Below are 17,162 nucleotides of genomic sequence, written 5' to 3'. Positions count from 1 at the left end.
GGACCGGTTCGGGCGGCGGCGCTCCGGGTGCCGCCGGCGCCACCACGGCCTCGCGGGCGCGGATCCTCGACCGGATCCGCAGGGCCGTGGCCGACGCGCCGGAGGCGCCCGTACCGGACCGTGACTACCTGGACACGCACACCCCCGGCAGCCGTGCCGTCGACCTGCTCGCCGAGAACCTCGCCGACTACCGCGCGATCGTGCACCGCACGGACGCCGAGGGCCTGCCGGCGCTGATCGCCAGGCTGCTGTCGCGGCGCGGGGCCCGCACCGTCCTGGTGCCCCCGCTCCTGCCGTCCTCCTGGCTCTCCGCGACACCTGCCGAGGTGGCGCGGGTCCAGGACGGGGCCGGGGACACGGCGCGGGAGCTGGACGTGCTGGACAGCGTGGTCACCGGCTGCGCGCTGGCCGTCGCCGAGACCGGCACGATCGTCCTCGACGCGGCACCCGACCAGGGGCGGCGCCGGATCACGCTGGTCCCCGACCACCACGTCTGCGTGGTGAGCGTCCCCGACCAGGTGGTCACCTCCGTGCCGCGGGCCATGCCCCGGCTCGACCCGACGCGCCCGCTGACCTGGATCTCCGGCCCCTCGGCCACGAGCGACATCGAGCTGGACCGGGTGGAAGGCGTGCACGGGCCGCGCACGCTGGAGGTGGTGCTCGTGACGGAGGGCCCCGCGGGGTGACGGGCGGGGGCGCCCCGCGTCCGTAGGCGTCAGGCGGTTCTCGTCAGGCGGGGTGCCTCCTCCGCCGCGTCCACGGTCGTGCCGTCGGCCACCCGTGCGGCCAGCTCCCGGGCCCAGACCAGCAGCCCCGCGATGTCGATGCCGTGAGGGGCGGGAGGCGTCCCGTACGCGGCGATCCCGTCGGCACCGCGCAGCAGCAGCCGCGCCCCGCCCGTCGTATTGCCCCGGGCGGCGTGCGTCAGGCCGACCGCCAGCTGCGCCATTCCACGCCACAGCGCTTCCTCGTCGGCGGGACCCGTTTTCCACGCGTCCTCGAACACCTCGTGCGCGTGAAAGGGCTTGCCCGCCGCCAGCAGCCGCTGGGCCTCACTCAGCGTCTGCTCGGGGCCACGGACGATTCCCTCCGGCTGCCGAGCCACTCCGGGTGCCCCGTACGGCAGCGGACGCCCCAGTCCGTCCCGCGGCCGAGCGCTCCGCGCCCGCCCCTCACTGTCCCGGTCCCGTCGGTTCTCCGTCATACGGTCGATTGTCACCCGGGGCGGGGGCGTCTTCCCGCCACGTGGAGTGAGGTAAACTCTCTTTCGCACGGCCGGACGGGGGCGGTTTCCCAAGCGGGCCGGGCACCGGGACGTGGCGCAGCTTGGTAGCGCACTTGACTGGGGGTCAAGGGGTCGCAGGTTCAAATCCTGTCGTCCCGACCAGCGTTTTCGCAGGTCGTAGGCGGTATCGGAGAAATCCGGTGCCGCCTTTCCGTATTTCTCGGGGACCGGTTGGGGACCGATTGGGGACCACGGGGATCCGGTGTGGCGAGCCGCTCGGCGGGACGGGGAGCGGTGCTCGTGCCGGCGTCGGCGGAGCGCGCTGCCGAGTTCGGCGAGTGCGGCCGGATCGTGAGCACGAGCCGGGGGAGCGAAATCGGGGTCCACGACTGCGGCTTGATGTCACCTACGCCGGACAGCCGGCATGTCGCACACTGGTCGCCATAGCCCCAGTTGTCATGTTCACACATCAATGGGGAGGATGCCCGGTGGAAGGATGCGCGTTCACACGGCGCTCGGTGCTGGCCGCGGCGGCCGGGGGGATCGCGGCGCTTGGTTCCGGGCCGTTCGCCGACACCGCCCGCGCGGCGACGGGGCCGGCGGAGAGGAAGGTCGCCGACCCGCCGACCGGGACGGTGCGAGTGTTCTGGCTCAGGCCGTCGGACGTGGCGAACGACGCGCGGTACCCCAACGGCATCACCGGCGTGATGCGGGAGTCACAGCGCTTCTACCGCCAGGAACTCGGCGTGACGTTCAAACTGAACAACCCGGTGGTGGAGGTGGTCCAGGGCAACCACGGGCGGGCCTGGTACGAGAACACGCCGAACGGCGGCGAAGAGTACTGGTGGGTGGTCTTCAACATGCAGCAGGAGCTGATGGCCAGGTTCGGTCTCAGGTCCCCGGACCCGCGCTGGCTGTGCGTCGGCGAAGTCAGCGCCGAGAAGGCGGGTGTCTCCGGCGGTGGTGGGGGCGGCGGCTGGGTGATCCTCAGCGGCCACGACGCCGACGGCGCCGCCGGGACCAACGGCGCGATGAACCGGTGGTACGGCGGCATGGTGCACGAGTTGGGCCACGCCTTGGGCCTGCCCGACTCCTCCCGCACCGACGGCACACCGATGTCGGCCTCGTTCTATGACTACCCGAACTGCCACTTCATCGACGACGCCGATCCTCCGCCTTGCGATCGCACGCACCAGACGCCGCGAGCCCCGCCCTGCGGGCGGACGGCGCTACTTTCGAAACACGCCCTAGGGTCCGAACTGGCGACCTGCGCACCATCGGAAGCGGGCACGGAGCCGGCCCTCGGACCAGTGGGCCGCCCCGGGTGCGGCCGGGGTGCGCTCCCCCTGCGTTGTCAGACCCATGCGGAAGGATGATCCGCATGACGACTTCTCCCGCCGTTGAGGCGTTGACCACCCCTGCCCAGTACCGGCACGCGATCGCCCGCGTACGCGAGGCCGCCCAGGCGTACTACGGCGGCGACGGGGACTTCGCGACCGAGAGCGTGATGGACGACGCCACCTATGACCTGTGGCTGCTCGCGATCGCCGCGTACGAGCAGGCCCACCCGGCCGAGGTCGCGCCGAACTCCCCGACCGACCAGGTCGCGGCCGGGGCCGCGCCGATCGGTGATGTCGCGCACACCGTGCCGATGTTGTCGCTGGACAACGTTTTCTCCGCCGAGCAGCTGGTGTCGTGGGGCGAGGGGCTTCAGCGGCGCCTGGGCCGTCCGGTCGAGGGCGGCTTCACCGTGGAGCCCAAGCTGGACGGAGCGGCGATCGCCGCCCGCTACCGCGACGGGCGCCTGGTCCAGATCGTCACCCGGGGCGACGGCCGGTTCGGCGAGGACGTCAGCCACGTGATCGGCACCATCATCGGCCTGCCGGAGGAGCTCGAGGCGGCGGACACGGTCGAGGTGCGCGGCGAGGCGCTGTTCACCCAGGACCAGTTCGAGCGCGCCAACGAGATCCGCGTCCTGCATGGCGCGACGGTGTTCCGTAATCCGCGCAACGGCACGTCCGGCACACTGCGCGCCAAGGACCGGCCCTACAGGCTCCCCATGACGTTCTGGGCGTACGGCGCCGTCAACCTCGACGGTGGCACGTTCCTGCCCGACGGGGCGTCGCACGCCGAGGTGCTGGCCCTGCTCTCGAAGGCCGGAGTGCGGACCACGCGTGAGAACCAGGCCGCGATGCGGCACGTGCGCACGGTCGAGCAGGCGCGGCAGCGGATCGAGGAGATCCAGGCGATGCGGCCCGAGCTGCCGTTCGGGATCGACGGCGTGGTCATCAAGGCGAACAGCGCCGCCGAGCAGCAGGCGGTCGGGTTCGGCTCACGCTTCCCGCACTGGGCGATCGCCTACAAGCTGCCCGCGGTCGAGCGGACCACAGTGCTGCTGGAGGTCGAGTGGAACGTGGGCCGGACCGGAGTGATCGCGCCCCGCGCGCGGCTGGCGCCCGTGGAGGTCGACGGCAGCACCGTCGAGTACGCCACCCTCCACAACCCGGCCGACATCGCGCGCCGCGACCTGCACATCGGCGACACGGTCACCGTGTACAAGGCGGGCGACATCATCCCCCGCGTCCAGGCGGCGGTTGTTCAGCTGCGCCCGGCCGGAGCCGTTGAGGTTCCGTTGCCCGAGGTGTGCCCGAACTGCGGCGGCGACATCGACAAGAGCCAGGAGCGGTGGCGCTGCGTCAAGGGCGCCGCCTGCCGGCTGCCCGCGCTCATCGCATACGCGGCGCAGCGCGACTGCCTCGACATCGACGGCCTGGGCAAGACGTACGTCAACGCGCTCGTCGACTCCGGCGCCGTCACCGACATCGCCGACCTGTACACCCTCGACCTGGCGACCCTGTCCGAGGCGGCCGGGAGCGACAAGCGGGGCGCCAAACTCGTCGAGCAGATCCGGGCCGCGAAGGCCAAGCCGCTCAGCCGTCAGTTGTGCGCGCTCGGCATCCGCAACACCGGGCGCCGTCTCTCCCAGCGGATCGCCGCGCACTTCCTCACCATGGATGCCGTCCGGGCGGCGGACGCGGAGGCGATGCGGGAGGTCGAGGGTATCGGCGCGGAGAAGGCCCCGGGCATCGTCGCGCAGATCGCGGAACTCGCGCCGGTCATCGAGAAGATGGTCGCGGCCGGAGCCGCCATGACCGAGCCGGTCGACGAGTCGACGGGCGAGGGCCCTCTGGTCGGCGCGGACGGCCGGCCGATGAAGGTCGTGGTCACGGGCAGGATGACCGGCCCGCTCGCCGACCTTGGTCGCACGGGTGTGAAGGACCTCATCGAGCGCGCGGGCGGGAAGGCCGGCGACGGCGTCACCGCCGGGACCGCGTACCTCGTCGCCGCGCCCGCAGCGGGGGGCCAGCTGAGCAGCAAGGCGGCCAAGGCGGAAAAGCTCGGCGTGAAGGTCCTCACGCCCGAGGAGTTCGCCGAGCTCGTCACCGAATACCGTCTTTCCCCTGGGGCATAGGGGCACGAGACCGTGGGCGGGATCGAGGCCCTCGGAGAAGGGGTGAGCGGGCTGAGAGCGGGCGGGGGCGGTCAGCGTGGCGCCCCCGTTCACCTCGGCCCGGCGGCCGACCCGCGCGGGGGGAGCTGACCGGCGGCGCGGGTGCCCGGACGACCGGCGCCGGGCCGACGCGGTCGCGTTCGCCGGCGACGGCCTCACCATGAGCTGACCCGGGCAGGGCAGCCGGCCTCGGCGACGGCGAAAGACGTGGCCCTTCCTCATATTGACGGCCGCTCACCGCATGGACATGCTCTGAGAGCGCTTTCAGATGCAGACACGACCAGGAGGAAAACCTGATGTCCCCCATTCGCTGGCTCGCCGGCCTCGTTCCGCTCGGACTCGTCGGCACGCTTGCCCTCGGGCAGGCTGTGACCACGGCCGGCCCCGCCGAAGCCGTCGCCGCGGCGGCGGACGACCAGGCGTCCGTGCTCGGCCGCGCCCTCGTCGGCGGCGCGGACCCGAGTGTCATCAAGGTCGGTGACCTCTATGTCTCCGCCAAGTCCGTGGACGGCGGCATCGCGGTGCGGACGGCGTCCACCCTGGAGGGTGTCGCCACCGCGCCCAAGCACCAGGTGTGGCGGGACACCGGCGGACTCGGCGAGGTCTGGGCCCCGGAGATCGTCTATCACGACGGCCACTACCGCATCTACTTCGCGGCCGGCCGCGGTGCGGCCCACCGGATGTACCACATCAGCTCGACCAGTGCGGACACCGGCTATTCCGCCGCCACCAAGGTCGCCCTGCCCGATGACAAGTGGGCCATCGACGGGGTGCCGTTCACGTTCGGCGGTCAGCGCTGGTTCGTCTGGTCCGGCTGGTCCGGCGACACCAACGTCGAGCAGAACCTGTACATCGCCCGGATGAGCGGTCCCACCACGACCACCGGCGGCCGTTACGTCATCTCGCAGCCGCGCGAGTCGTGGGAACGGGTCGTGGGAAACCCGTACATCAACGAGGCGCCCCAGCCGATCGTCGACCCCAAGGGGCAGTTGCACGTCGTGTACTCCGCGAACGGCAGCTGGAGCAGCAAATACTGCCTCGCCGACCTGCGGTTGCGGGCCGGTGGCGATCCGACGTACGTATGGGACTGGTACAAGAGCAACGGCTGTCTGTTCGGCTCGTACGCCCCGTCCATGATGTCGGGCTGGGACCCCACACTGAACGTCGACGGCCCCGGCCACCACACGTTCGTCCTGCGGAACGGCGACGTGGCCGCCGGCCCACCGTCCGGCAACCGGTTCCCGACCATGTTCCACGCGGTCGCCAAGGGCACACCGTACTCGTGGTCCAACCGCTACTGGTACACCGGCACGGCCGTCTGGTGGGGCGACACCACCTACCGCCGGGCCAATGTTCCCGGCGCCACCACCAACGTCGGGTACGGCCTCAAGTTCTTCGAGTGAGAACCGTGCCCCGGACGGCCGGCCGCGACCGTCTCCGCGGTAGCGTTCACCGTATGTCCGCCGCTTCGTGGCGGCCGCTTGCGCCGCAGTGACCAGGACGTCCCGCCAGCGGCGGGACGTTCTGCGTGAGCGCTGGGCGCCCGCGTCGGCTGAGGGCGGGAAAAGCGGGGACGGCACGCTGCGGCTGATCGTCTTCATGGGGGCGGCCACCACCGGCCGCACGAGGAGGAAGGAGAAGCCGGCATGGCGATTCAGCGGATGGACAACGTCGGCATCGTCGTCGACGACATGGATGCCGCCATCGCGTTCTTCGTGGAACTCGGCATGGAGCTGGAGGGCAGGGCGGAGGTGCAGGGCCTCTTCGCCGACCAGTGCACCGGACTCGACGGCGTCCGCTGTGACATCGCGATGGTCCGGACCCCGGACGGTCACGGCCGGCTCGAGCTGGCGAAGTACCGCAGCCCCGCGGTGATCAGCGCCGGGCCGCGCAACCGGCCGCACAACATTCTGGGCACGCACCGCGTCATGTTCGCCGTCGACGACATCGAGGACACCGTTTCCCGCCTGCGCCCTCACGGCGCCGAACTCGTCGGCGAGATCGCCCGGTTCGAGGACAGCTATCTGCTCTGCTATGTCCGCGGCCCGGAGGGCATCATCGTCGGACTGGCCGAGCAACTGCGCTGAGAGGGAGCCGCGTGCGTCTGCGGGCCTGACGGGCGACGGGTCGATGCGCAACCACCGATGAGCGGGTCGATCTGCCCGCTCAGCCCAGCGATGCACTCACCGTACGCAACTCGTCCAGGGCCGCCAGGACATACCCGGTGCGCTCGTTCTTGCCGTGCCCGGATCAGCGCCGCCGTCCCGTGGACGACGCGGCCGCCGGGCCCCGGTTCGCGCGTTGGCCCCCGGCGCGAGGCGGGTTCCGGGTCAGCGGTATCCGGCCGCGTCGGCCGGCTTGCCGGCGTCCTGGACCTCGGGGATGTACCGCCAGGCGTCCGGCCGGCTGCCGTCGAGATCGGTGAAGCCGTAGACCTGTGCGAGCCCGCCGCTGGACAGCGACTGACCGTTCCAACGGCTCACCTGAGGGTCCGCGGCCAGGGCCGCGACGGCGCGTCCGACGTAGGACGGTGTCTCGGAGATGCAGAAGTGCGGCTCGCGCTCCAGCGCGGCGCGCCACGTCTGCTCGGTGACACCGAATTGATCCAGCATGATCTCCGAGCGCATCCAGCCGGGGGTCAGTGCCACGGCGGTGGCGCCCCGCGGCCCCAGTTCGTGGCCCAGGACGAAGGCCGTCCGGAGCACCGAGGCCTTGGCGAGATCGTAGAAGTACGAGTTCCGGTAGGTGTCCCGGTTGTATTCGGCGGTTCCGTCGGTCATCTCGACCACCAGGCCGCCCTCGTTGCGCAGCAGGAGGGGCAGGGCGTGATGGCTGGTGATGGCGTGGGTCTCCACCGCGAGCCGGAGCAGCCGCAGTCCCTTGTCGAGGTCGTGCTCCCAGACGGGGAGGTTCCACTCGAAGAGGTTTTCCCCGCCCCAGATGTCGTTGACCAGCACGTCCAACCGGCCCTGCTCGGCCTCGACGCGCTCGACGAGAGCGCGGACCTGGTCGGGGTCCAGGTGGTCGGTCGGCACCGCGATACCGCGGCCTCCCGCCTCGGTCACCAGATCGGCCGTGTCCTCGATCGTCTCGGGACGGTCGTACTCCGACCGCTGCCGCCGGGTGCTCCGGCCGGTGACGTAGACGGTGGCCCCGGCCGCGCCGAGTTCGACCGCGATCCCTCTGCCGGCCCCACGCGTCGCTCCCGCGACGAGAGCGATCCTGCCGTGCAGTGCTGCTGACATGTCCGTCCTTCCGTGTTCACGTGCCGTGCCGTGCCGACACCGCGGTGCCGACGCCCGTGCGGCCGGCGGCGATACGATGCTCGCGCGGAAAGCGGACATCTTCTGTCGGCTTTTCCGAAGGTCTTCGGCGGCCTTCCCGCCCGGGTGTCCCCGCCGGGTACGCGGCACGTCCTCGCGCGTGGACGGCTGACGGTCACGGCGTGGTGGCCAGGTCGAGGCCGGGCGGCGGCAGCAGCGGCCGGGCGGATCCCTCGCCGGTTTTGTGGACGAAGGCCGTACGCAGCCGGTGGTAGGGAGCCCGCGGGTCGAAGAAGATCCGGTGCATGGCGGCGAGTTCCGCGCGGCGGTGGTCGGCCAGCGGCCGGGCCGCCTCGTCCCGCTCCAGCGCCGCTCGCTTCGCCGCGACCCTGCGCGCGAGATCCGGGGCGTGCGCCGACTCGGCGGCCATGCGTTCCACCGTGGCGGCGAAGTTCGGCGGGGACACGGGGAGGACGCGGTCCACGAGCCCGGCGCGGGCGCCCGCGGCCGTACTCACCGGGAGTGCCCGCGCCATGAGTTCCTCGGCGGCCTCCGTCCCGGCACGGCGGGGGAGTGTGTACGTCCAGAACTCCGATCCGTACAGCCCCATCCGCCGGTAGTGCGGGTTCAGGACCGCTCCGGCGCGGCACCAGACCTCGTCGGCCGCCAGGGCGAGCATGGCGCCCCCGGCCGCCGCGTTCCCGGCGAGCGCGGCGACCACCAGCCGGTCCGTCGTACGCAGCACCGCCTCGACGAGGTCGTCCATCGCGTTGATGTTCGCCCAGGACTCGGCGGCCGGATCGGCGGCGGCCTCGATGACGTTGAGGTGGATGCCGTTGGAGAAGAAGTCGCGGGTCCCGCCGAGCACCAGCACCCGGGTGGGCCGCGTCAGCGCGTACCGGTAGGCGGCGAGCAGCCGGCGGCAGTGGTCGGTGCTCATGGCGCCCCCGGGGAAGCCGAAGCGCAGGAGGCCCACGTCGCCGCGTTGCGCGTAGCGGATGTCGGCCCAGGTGCGCCGCCGCTCGGGCAGTTCCAGGGGTGCGGGTTCCTCCGGCACACCGGCGAGCCGGCCGCCCAGCACGGCGGCCGCGGGGAGCCGGTACGTGGCGGGGCCGCCCGGCCGGCGCCGGGGCCGCAGCTCGGGGATCCATACGGCACCGTCGAGCGTGGCCCGGCACACGGCGCCCGTACGCGTCGCCAGCAGCTCTCCCGGGCGTCCGCGCAACTCGTCCTCCGGGTGGCCGCCGTGCAGGAAGAACTCCTCGCCGCACAGCTCGTCCAGCACCCCCGGCCGGGAGTCGGCGCCCCGGAGCCTGCCCAGCACCGCCTCCGTCGTGTCCCTCCGCCAGTCGACGCGCCGGTGCTCCTGCCGGCAGGCGCCGCGCCGTACGACGCCGACCGAGGGATCGTGCTGAGGACGCGGTTTGAAGGAGCCGCTGCCGAAACGCTCCACGGCCAGCAGGACCGCCGCCATCGCCGCGTCGGACGCCTCGTTGCGGTACAGGTCGCTCTTGCCGACCGGGGGTACGTCGAACGGGACGCTCGCCCAGATGTCACCGGCGTCCAACTCGGCCTCCGCCTGGAGGACGGTCACCGCCCAGCGTGTCGCTCCCTCGGCGATGGCCCAGTCCAGCGCGGACGGGCCCCGGTCCCCGGGAGGCCCGGGATGGACGATCAGGCACGTACGGGACGACCACACGTCCTCCGGCAGGGCCGTCCTCAGCATCGGCGCGAGAACCAGGTCGGGCCGCCCCTCGCGCACGGCCTCGCGCACCGCCGTGTCCCCGTGCGCGTCCCCGCGCGCCGCGAGCACCACGTCCACGTGGTGGCCCCGGTCGGACAGCTCGGCGTACACCCGCTGGGACAGGCTGTTGAAGGCGCTGGCGACGAGCAGGACGTCCATGAGGCTCCCTGGGAGGTGAGGGGCGGACCGGGGGAGGAGGCCAGCATCGTGACCCGGGGCCCGGGACGGGTGGAGGAGCCCACCCGGCCCACGCGGGGAATTACGTCGAACGGGCGCCGTGGTCGACGGCACGGGCGCCGGGCGGGGCCGCGCCCCGCCCGGAAGGGGTTCCGTGCCCGGGAAGCGGCTCACCGCGGGCGGAACGCGCGGATCGCACGTCACTCCAACGGCCCGAAAAAACGCGGCACCGGACGAGCGGTGCGAGTGTGAGCCCGAGAGGAACGGGCCACGGACCACGGACCTGTCGGGGCGCCCTCCGCCGGACACACCGTGTCCTCGGCCCCGGGCGTGCGAAGGAGACGTGGATCGTCGCGCTGGGAGGCGAGATGGCGCAGCAGCATCCCCCAGGTGGTCATCTCCTGGGTGGTCCTTTCGGGGAACCGGCTGGGAGCGACCCCCTTCAGGGTGGGGAGAGCCCCCTTCGGAGTGTGGACGGCGGCCCCGTGCACGGTACGGACGCGTTCCACGGTATGGCGGCGGTCGCCGATGCCGTCCTGTACGAGGGCTACCTGCTCTACCCCTATCGCAGGTCCTCGCCGAAGAACCGGGTGCGCTGGCAGTTCGGCGTCCTCACACCCAGGAACTGGGCGGAGGCGGACGGCCCCGTGCCGCCGGGCCTCTCCGGCTCGGTCGATTCCTGGTACCAGCAGACCGAATGCCTCACGCGCGCCGAACCCACCGCCGTCGTACGGGTACGGGTGCGCTACCTGCGGGTGTGGCACAAACGCGTGGAGCGCAGAGACCGCGACGGGCGCCACCACCCGGTGGAGTCGCTGGCGTTGGGAACGGGCACCACCCACCTCACGTTCGACGAGGCGCTGCCGTGCGAGACGGACCTCGTCGTCCCGCTGGCGGACCTGCTGGACGGTGAACGGTCCTTCGCGGTGGGCGCGCCGGCCGGGGAGGAGACGGAGGAGCTTCCGGACCTCGCCGGGCGTGTCGTGCGCCGGTGCGAGCGCGTTGCGGCCAGGACGGTGGTACGGGCCCAGCGCCTCACGGGCCCCGACGGCCTCTGCCGGCTCACCGTTCGTACGGAGAACACCGGAACCGCGGCCGGCCCGACGGTCTCCCGCGAGGAAGCCCTGCGGCAGGCGCTCGTCGCCACTCACACGTTCATCGGCGGAGAGGGGCTGGAGTTCCTCTCGCTGATCGATCCGCCGGAGGGGGCCGAGGAACACGCGCGGGACTGCCGGAACCTGTACACGTTCCCGGTGCTGGCCGGGGCGACGGGCTCCCGCCGTGCCGTGCTCTCGTCGCCGATCATCCTCCCCGACCACCCCCAGGTGGCCCCGGAGAGTCCGGGGGACCTGCACGACGCCGCCGAGATCGACGAGATCCTGACACTGCGCACGCTGCTGCTGACCGACGAGGAGAAGCGCGAGGCGCGGGCCACCGACAGCCGTGCCGCGCGGATCCTGGACCGGGTCGAGGCCATGCCGCCGGAAGTCTTCTCCCGACTGCACGGTGCCATCCGCTCGCTCGGGCCCGCCGGGGCCTCCCGGCCGTCCGCGCCGGAGCCCGCCCCGGAGCGCGGTTCCCTTCCCTGGTGGCGGGAGGGCGGCGACGACGGTTTGTCGCCCTCCACGGACAGCGTGCTGGTCGACGGGGTGCCCGTGGCGGGCGGCAGTCTGGTCAGGCTGTGCCCGCGCGGCCGGGGCGCCGACGCGCAGGACATGTTCCTCGCGGGCCGGACCGCGCGCGTGGCGGCGGTGTTCCACGACGTGGACGGCAGTGTGCACGTCGCCGTCACCCTCGACGACGATCCCGCCGCCGAACTCAACGACTGGTACGGCCGGTTCCGCTACTTCCGGCCCGACGAACTCCGGCCGCCGGCCGCCGGCCCGGACGAGGAGGAGCGCCATGGACGCAGCCGAGCCGTCGAGGCGTGACCACCGCCGACCGGTGACCGGACGTGGCCGGGCCCGTGGTCCGTGAGTCGTCCTCGTGCCCCTCACGGCACCAGCACGCGGCGGGAGCGACCCCGGACACGCCGAGCCGGCGACCCCGGACACCCGCGACCCGCGGTCGGCGCCACCGGACATCCGCGGCAGGCGCCCCCGGACAACCGCGGTCAGCACACCGGGCACCCGGAGCCGGCGCTCCCGGGCCCGGCGGCCGCGGCCCTACGGCCGGCCCAGAGACCGACTACAGCGAAGGCCGAGCACATGAGCATCGAAAGCGGCACCACAGAAGTCAGCCGGGAGCCCGGAGGGGACCAGGAACGGGCCGGCTTCGACGAGATCCATATCCTGTGGATCTCCGAGGGAATGAGCTGCGACGGTGACACCGTCTCCATGACGGCCGCCGGCCAGCCGTCGATCGAGGACGTCGTGCTCGGGCTGATCCCCGGGCTGCCGAAGGTGAACCTTTACAACAAGGTGCTCTCCCCGAGCCTCGGCGGGGAGGACTTCCTCGCCCCGTACCGGGCGGCGGCCCGCGGCGAGCTCACCCCGTTCATCCTCGTCATCGAGGGCTCGATCCCCAACCAGAACATCATCGAGGGCGACGGCTACTGGACGTCGTTCGGCAACGACCCGGACACCGGGGAACCGCTCACCCTCAACTGGTGGATCGACCGGCTCGCCCCCAAGGCCTGGGCGGTGGTGACCGCGGGCACCTGCGCCGCCTACGGCGGCATCCACGCGATGGCCGGCAACCCCACCGGCTCCATGGGCCTGTCCGACTACCTCGGCTGGGACTTCACGTCGCGGGGCGGCCTGCCCGTCGTCAACGTCCCCGGCTGCCCCATCCAGCCGGAGAACTTCATGGAGACCCTGATCTGGGTGCTCCACCACGCCGCGGGCTCGGCGCCGCCGCCCCCGCTCGACCACATGCTGCGCCCGCAGTGGCTGTTCGGGAGGACGGTGCACGAGGGGTGCGACCGAGCCGCGTACTACGAGCAGGCCGACTTCGCCAGGGACTACAACTCGCCCAAGTGCCAGGTCAAGGTCGGCTGCTGGGGACCGGTCGTCAACTGCAACGTGCCCAAGCGGGGCTGGATGGCGGGCCTGGGAGGCTGCCCCAACGTCGGCGGCATCTGCATCGGCTGCACGATGCCCGGCTTCCCCGACACCTTCATGCCCTTCATGGACGAGCCCGCGGGCGGCAGCCTGTCGTCGATCCTGATCAAGCCCTACGGGGCCTTCATCCGGCGCATGCGCGGCATCACCAACATCGCGGTGAACCGGGAACCGAAGTGGCACCACAACAAGCCGGAACTGACCAGTGGCTACGCCCCGTACTGGCGCCCCTCACCGGCGCGCCCGCAGCGAGGAACGAGGTAGGAGCACCATGACGTCAACCGAGGAGCGCACCCGGGCCGGGAAGCGGAAACCCGGGCAGATCGTGGACATGTCCTGGGATCCGATCACCCGGATCATCGGCAACCTCGGCATCTACACGAAGATCGACTTCGCCAACCGCGAGGTGGTCGAGTGCCACAGCACCTCGTCCCTCTTCCGCGGCTACTCGGTCTTCATGAAGGGCAAGGACCCGCGCGACGCCGGCTTCATCACGTCACGCATCTGCGGCATCTGCGGCGACAACCACACCACCTGCTCCGACTACGCCCAGCAGATGGCCTACGGCGTCAAACCGCCGCCGCTCGCCGAACACATCGTCAACCTCGGAGAAGCCGCCGAGTACATGTTCGATCACACGATCTTCCAGGACAACCTGGTGTTCGTGGACTTCTGCGAGGCCATGGTCAAGGCCACCAACCCGGGCCTGCTGGCCACGGCGGAACGCACCGAGGCACCGAACGGGCGGATCCACGGCTACCGGACCATCGCCGACATCATGCGCGCCTTCAACCCCTTCGAGGGCGAGGTGTACAAGCAGGCCCTCAAGGTCAGCCGCGTCACGCGCGAGATGTTCTGCCTGATGGAGGGGCGTCACGTCCATCCCTCCACGCTGTATCCCGGCGGTGTCGGCACCATGCCCGAGCCGACCACGTTCACCGACTACCTCTCCCGGCTGATGAGGGTCCTCGACTTCGTCAAGCGGGCGGTGGCGATGAACGACGACGTCTTCGACTTCTTCTACGACGCCCTGCCGGGCTACGAGGAAGTGGGACGCCGCCGGATCCTGCTGGGCTGCTGGGGGGCGTGGCAGAACCCGGACGTCTGCGACTACCGCTACGAGACGATGAACAGCTGGGGGAAGGCGATGTACGTCACCCCCGGCATCGTCGTGGACGGCGCGCTCGTCACCAACAACCTGGTCGACATCAACCTCGGCCTGCGGATCCTGCTCGGCAGCTCCTACTACGAGGACTGGGTGGCCGAGGAGCCGTTCGTCACCCACGACCCCCTCGGCAACCCCGTCGACATGCGCCACCCGTGGAACCAGACGACGGTTCCGGTGCCGCAGAAGCGAGAGTTCGACGGCAAGTACAGCTGGGTGATGAGCCCTCGCTGGTACGACCGGAACACCGACCAGCACCTCGCGCTGGACACCGGGGGCGGCCCGCTCGCCAGGCTGTGGTCGACGGCGCTGAACGGACTGGTCGAGACCCCGTACATCAAGGCCACCGGGCACAGCGTGCGGATCTCCCTGCCCAAGAGCGAGGAACTGCCGGAGATGACGCTGGAGTGGAAGATCCCGAAGTGGAGCAACACCATCGAACGCGACCGGGCGAGGCCGTACTTCGTCGCCTACGCCGCCGCGATGGCCCTCCAGTTCCTCGAACAGGCCATGGGACTGGTCCGCGCCGGGGACACCAGGGTCTTCCAGGAATTCGAGGTACCGGACGAGGCGATCGGCTGCGGCTTCCACGAAGCGGTCCGCGGCGTCCTCTCGCACCACCTGGTGATCAGGGACAAGAAGATCGCCAACTACCACCCGTACCCGCCGACCCCCTGGAACGCCAGCCCCCGCGACAGCTACGGGACGCCCGGTCCCTACGAGGACGCCGTCCAGGGCCAGCCGATCTTCGAGGAGAACGGCCCCGACGACTTCAAGGGCGTCGACATCATGCGCACCGTCCGCAGCTTCGACCCCTGCCTGCCCTGCGGGGTGCACATGTATCTCGGCAAGGGCAAGTCGGTGCAGGTGTCGCACACACCGACGTACGGAGCGAGTCATGGCTGACGTCGCGCGGCTCGACGACACGGCGGTCGCCGGGCGGCTGGGCCGCGTGGACGAACTGCTCGAACAGCTGGAGGCCGATCCCGGGCCGGCCGCGCGGGCGGCGATCGAGACGGTGCGGGCCCTGACGGAGATCTACGGCGAGGCGCTGGCCCGCGTGCTGGACCACGCGGACCGGCGGCTGGCCGGCCGGCTGGCCGACGACGAACTGCTCGGGCACCTGCTGGTGCTGCACGAGATCCACCCCGACCCCACGGACCGCCGTGTCGCGCGCGCCGTCGACGTACTTCGGCCGGCCGTCCGCGAGCGGGGCGGTGACCTGGAACTGGCCGGGATCGACGGTGGCGTGGCCCGGGTACGGCTGACCACCAAGGGGTGCGGTTCCGCGTCCGCCGGCCTCGAGGAGGCGGTCCGGGAAGCACTGTCTGCCGCCGCCCCCGAGCTGTCGGGAGTGGAACGGGTCAAGGACCCGGCCCGGCCGCCCGCGTTCGTCCCCCTCGACACCCTGACGCGGCGTGTCGCCCCGGCGGCCCCGGCGAAAGAGCCGACATGACCACCGGCGCCCTGGCCCGGGTCCTGCGCGGGTCCGCCGACCACGCGGAGGGCCGGTCGACCGCGCGGACCGATGCCGCCGAACCCTGTGACCTCTGCGGCGCTCCCGTACCGGCCGACCACCGGCATGTGTTCGACGTCGGCCGGCAGGAGATCCTGTGCGCCTGCCGGCCCTGCTCACTGCTCTTCGTCAAGGACGAGGCCGGAGAAGGCCATTACCGGCTGGTGCCCCGGCGACGGGTACGGCTGCCCCCGGTCGACACGAAGGCCCTGGGAGTCCCGGTCGGCCTCGCCTTCTTCGTCCGGCGGCCGGACACCACGGTGACCGCGCACTACCCGAGTCCGGCCGGGGCGACCCGGTGGGAGGCGGATCCACGGGCCTGGCGGGAGGCCGTGGCGCGCTGCCCCCCGCTGGACACCCTGGCGCCCGACGTGGAGGCCCTGCTGGTCAACACCGCGCGCGGCCTCCGGCACCACTGGATCGTCCCGGTCGACGACTGTTTCCGGATGGTCGCCCTCGTACGCCGCCATTGGCGGGGGATGTCCGGGGGAGACCGGGTGTGGCCCGCCCTGGAACGGTTCTTCGGGGAACTCACCGAACAGCGGTAAGGAGTGGAGTGGACGATGAGCGGCATCAGAGTCGGCAAACCCCAGGCGAAGCCCGACACCCCGGCACACGTCCGCGGGATGCGGCAGGGCAACAGGGGCCCGTACCGGCGGCAGCCCGGACACCACATGGACGGCACCGCCGACGCCCGGCGGGCCACCGGCATCCACTGGAAGAAGCACAACGCGGTCGCGAAGACCATGCCGAGCATCCCCCCGGGATGACGGTGCCGTGCCGCCACGCGAACCGGAGCGTGCGGCCGGCCGCACGGAGGGCCGGCCGTACGAAAGGACGACGAGGAGCAGAGGACGAGGAGCGAAGGATGAAGGCCGAACGGGTACTGATGGCACAGGGCGCGCTCGTGGGCGGACTGGCGCTCGCGCTGCTGGTGAAGGAGCTCCCCGGGCTGGTGCGTGAGATCAAGATCTGGCGGATCGTGGGCTTCCGGCCCGGCACCCGCCGCCGGCGGTGACCCCACGGGCGATGACGGCCCGTACACCGACGACATTCCGTACCGGTACCGGGAGCGGTCATGCATGAATTGTCGATCGCGACGGCGATCGTCGACCGCGCGGCCGAGGTCGCGCGCGAGCACGGTGCGGCCGGTGTCTCCTCGGTCACCGTACGGCTGGGCGAACTGGCCGGTGTCGTCCCCGACGCCCTCACCTTCTCCTTCGAGGTGGCGCGCGAGGGCACGGCACTGGCCACGGCCGCGCTCGTCGTCGAGACGGTCACCGCCCGGGCGTACTGCGAGCCGTGCGCGGCCGAGTTCCCGGTCGGGATGCCGCCCCTCTTCTGGTGTCCGCGCTGCGAGCAGCCCTCGACCGCGTTGCGTGGGGGACGCGAACTGGAGGTCGTCCGCGTCGAGTTGCGGGAGGACGCGGGGCCGGCCGCCCACCGGCGGTGAACGCGGCCCCGCTCCGCCCGGAGGCCGCGCGGAGCGGGGCCCGTGC

At 71.8% G+C, this 17,162-nt stretch carries 16 protein-coding genes and 1 tRNA gene; 14 read left to right on the top strand and 3 right to left on the bottom strand.

Translation table 11 applies throughout. The features are described from left to right. Positions 1–62: 62 nt before the first annotated feature. Positions 63–686, top strand: coding sequence for a LutC/YkgG family protein (locus tag IG02_RS0102315; RefSeq protein ID WP_030741028.1), 624 nt, complete (start codon positions 63–65; stop codon positions 684–686). A gap of 29 nt (positions 687–715) precedes the next feature. Here the strand turns inward: IG02_RS0102315 and IG02_RS0102310 are convergent, their stop codons facing one another. Then, the gene (locus IG02_RS0102310; RefSeq protein ID WP_030741025.1) at positions 716–1,204 is read right to left on the bottom strand and encodes a DUF309 domain-containing protein; all 489 of its coding nucleotides are present in this window, start codon (positions 1,202–1,204) and stop codon (positions 716–718) included. A 106-nt stretch (positions 1,205–1,310) separates the two neighbouring features. Between IG02_RS0102310 and IG02_RS0102305 the strand changes: the two genes are divergently transcribed. The 5 genes from IG02_RS0102305 to IG02_RS0102280 all read left to right on the top strand — a co-directional run bounded on the left by IG02_RS0102305 (position 1,311) and on the right by IG02_RS0102280 (position 6,823). Beyond that, positions 1,311–1,387: transfer RNA gene (locus IG02_RS0102305), tRNA-Pro, on the top strand. A 326-nt stretch (positions 1,388–1,713) separates the two neighbouring features. Beyond that, a complete protein-coding gene (locus IG02_RS0102300; RefSeq protein ID WP_078854111.1) occupies positions 1,714–2,601 on the top strand; it encodes a hypothetical protein in 888 nt (295 codons plus the stop codon). 5 nt (positions 2,602–2,606) lie between these two features. After that, a complete protein-coding gene (gene ligA / locus IG02_RS0102295) occupies positions 2,607–4,697 on the top strand; it encodes an NAD-dependent DNA ligase LigA (protein WP_030741021.1) in 2,091 nt (696 codons plus the stop codon). Positions 4,698–5,032: 335 nt separating this feature from the next. After that, a complete protein-coding gene (locus tag IG02_RS0102285) occupies positions 5,033–6,139 on the top strand; it encodes a glycoside hydrolase family 43 protein (RefSeq protein WP_030741019.1) in 1,107 nt (368 codons plus the stop codon). 243 nt (positions 6,140–6,382) lie between these two features. After that, positions 6,383–6,823: a VOC family protein gene (locus tag IG02_RS0102280; protein ID WP_030741017.1), complete on the top strand. Its 441-nt coding sequence runs from the start codon at positions 6,383–6,385 to the stop codon at positions 6,821–6,823. 243 nt (positions 6,824–7,066) lie between these two features. On the opposite strand, the gene IG02_RS0102275 is transcribed toward IG02_RS0102280, so the two are convergent. Continuing rightward, positions 7,067–7,981 (bottom strand): SDR family oxidoreductase, encoded by a 915-nt coding sequence (locus tag IG02_RS0102275; protein WP_030741015.1) that lies wholly within the window; start codon positions 7,979–7,981, stop codon positions 7,067–7,069. A gap of 193 nt (positions 7,982–8,174) precedes the next feature. Then, complete coding sequence (locus IG02_RS0102270; RefSeq protein ID WP_030741012.1) at positions 8,175–9,902, bottom strand: enoyl-CoA hydratase-related protein; 1,728 nt, start codon at positions 9,900–9,902, stop codon at positions 8,175–8,177. A gap of 530 nt (positions 9,903–10,432) precedes the next feature. On the opposite strand from IG02_RS0102270, the gene IG02_RS0102260 reads away from it, so the two are divergent. The 8 genes from IG02_RS0102260 to hypA all read left to right on the top strand — a co-directional run bounded on the left by IG02_RS0102260 (position 10,433) and on the right by hypA (position 17,116). Next, on the top strand, positions 10,433–11,851 hold the full coding sequence (locus IG02_RS0102260) for a hypothetical protein (protein ID WP_078854174.1): 1,419 nt from the start codon (positions 10,433–10,435) through the stop codon (positions 11,849–11,851). 276 nt (positions 11,852–12,127) lie between these two features. Then, positions 12,128–13,246: a hydrogenase expression protein HypE gene (locus IG02_RS0102255; RefSeq protein WP_030741006.1), complete on the top strand. Its 1,119-nt coding sequence runs from the start codon at positions 12,128–12,130 to the stop codon at positions 13,244–13,246. A 7-nt stretch (positions 13,247–13,253) separates the two neighbouring features. Then, positions 13,254–15,053 (top strand): nickel-dependent hydrogenase large subunit, encoded by a 1,800-nt coding sequence (locus IG02_RS0102250; protein ID WP_030741005.1) that lies wholly within the window; start codon positions 13,254–13,256, stop codon positions 15,051–15,053. Continuing rightward, positions 15,046–15,603 (top strand): NifU family protein, encoded by a 558-nt coding sequence (locus IG02_RS0102245; RefSeq protein WP_030741004.1) that lies wholly within the window; start codon positions 15,046–15,048, stop codon positions 15,601–15,603. Before IG02_RS0102250 ends, IG02_RS0102245 begins: the two co-directional genes overlap by 8 nt. Then, positions 15,600–16,211, top strand: coding sequence for a DUF5947 family protein (locus IG02_RS0102240; RefSeq protein ID WP_030741002.1), 612 nt, complete (start codon positions 15,600–15,602; stop codon positions 16,209–16,211). Before IG02_RS0102245 ends, IG02_RS0102240 begins: the two co-directional genes overlap by 4 nt. Before the next feature lie 15 nt (positions 16,212–16,226). Next, positions 16,227–16,433: a hypothetical protein gene (locus tag IG02_RS0102235; protein WP_030740999.1), complete on the top strand. Its 207-nt coding sequence runs from the start codon at positions 16,227–16,229 to the stop codon at positions 16,431–16,433. Between the two features lie 98 nt (positions 16,434–16,531). Then, entirely contained in the window at positions 16,532–16,681 is a 150-nt protein-coding gene (locus tag IG02_RS42015) for a hypothetical protein (protein ID WP_199813936.1), read from the top strand. A 60-nt stretch (positions 16,682–16,741) separates the two neighbouring features. Then, positions 16,742–17,116 carry a hydrogenase maturation nickel metallochaperone HypA gene (gene hypA, locus IG02_RS0102225; RefSeq protein ID WP_030740997.1) on the top strand — a complete coding sequence of 125 codons (375 nt, stop codon included), beginning with the start codon at positions 16,742–16,744 and terminating at the stop codon, positions 17,114–17,116. The last annotated feature ends 46 nt before the right edge of the window (positions 17,117–17,162 follow it).

Source organism: Streptomyces sp. NRRL F-5135 (assembly GCF_000719775.1).
Classification (GTDB): Bacteria; Actinomycetota; Actinomycetes; order Streptomycetales; family Streptomycetaceae; genus Streptomyces; species Streptomyces hebeiensis.
This window is presented reverse-complemented; position numbering and strand designations above follow the sequence as displayed.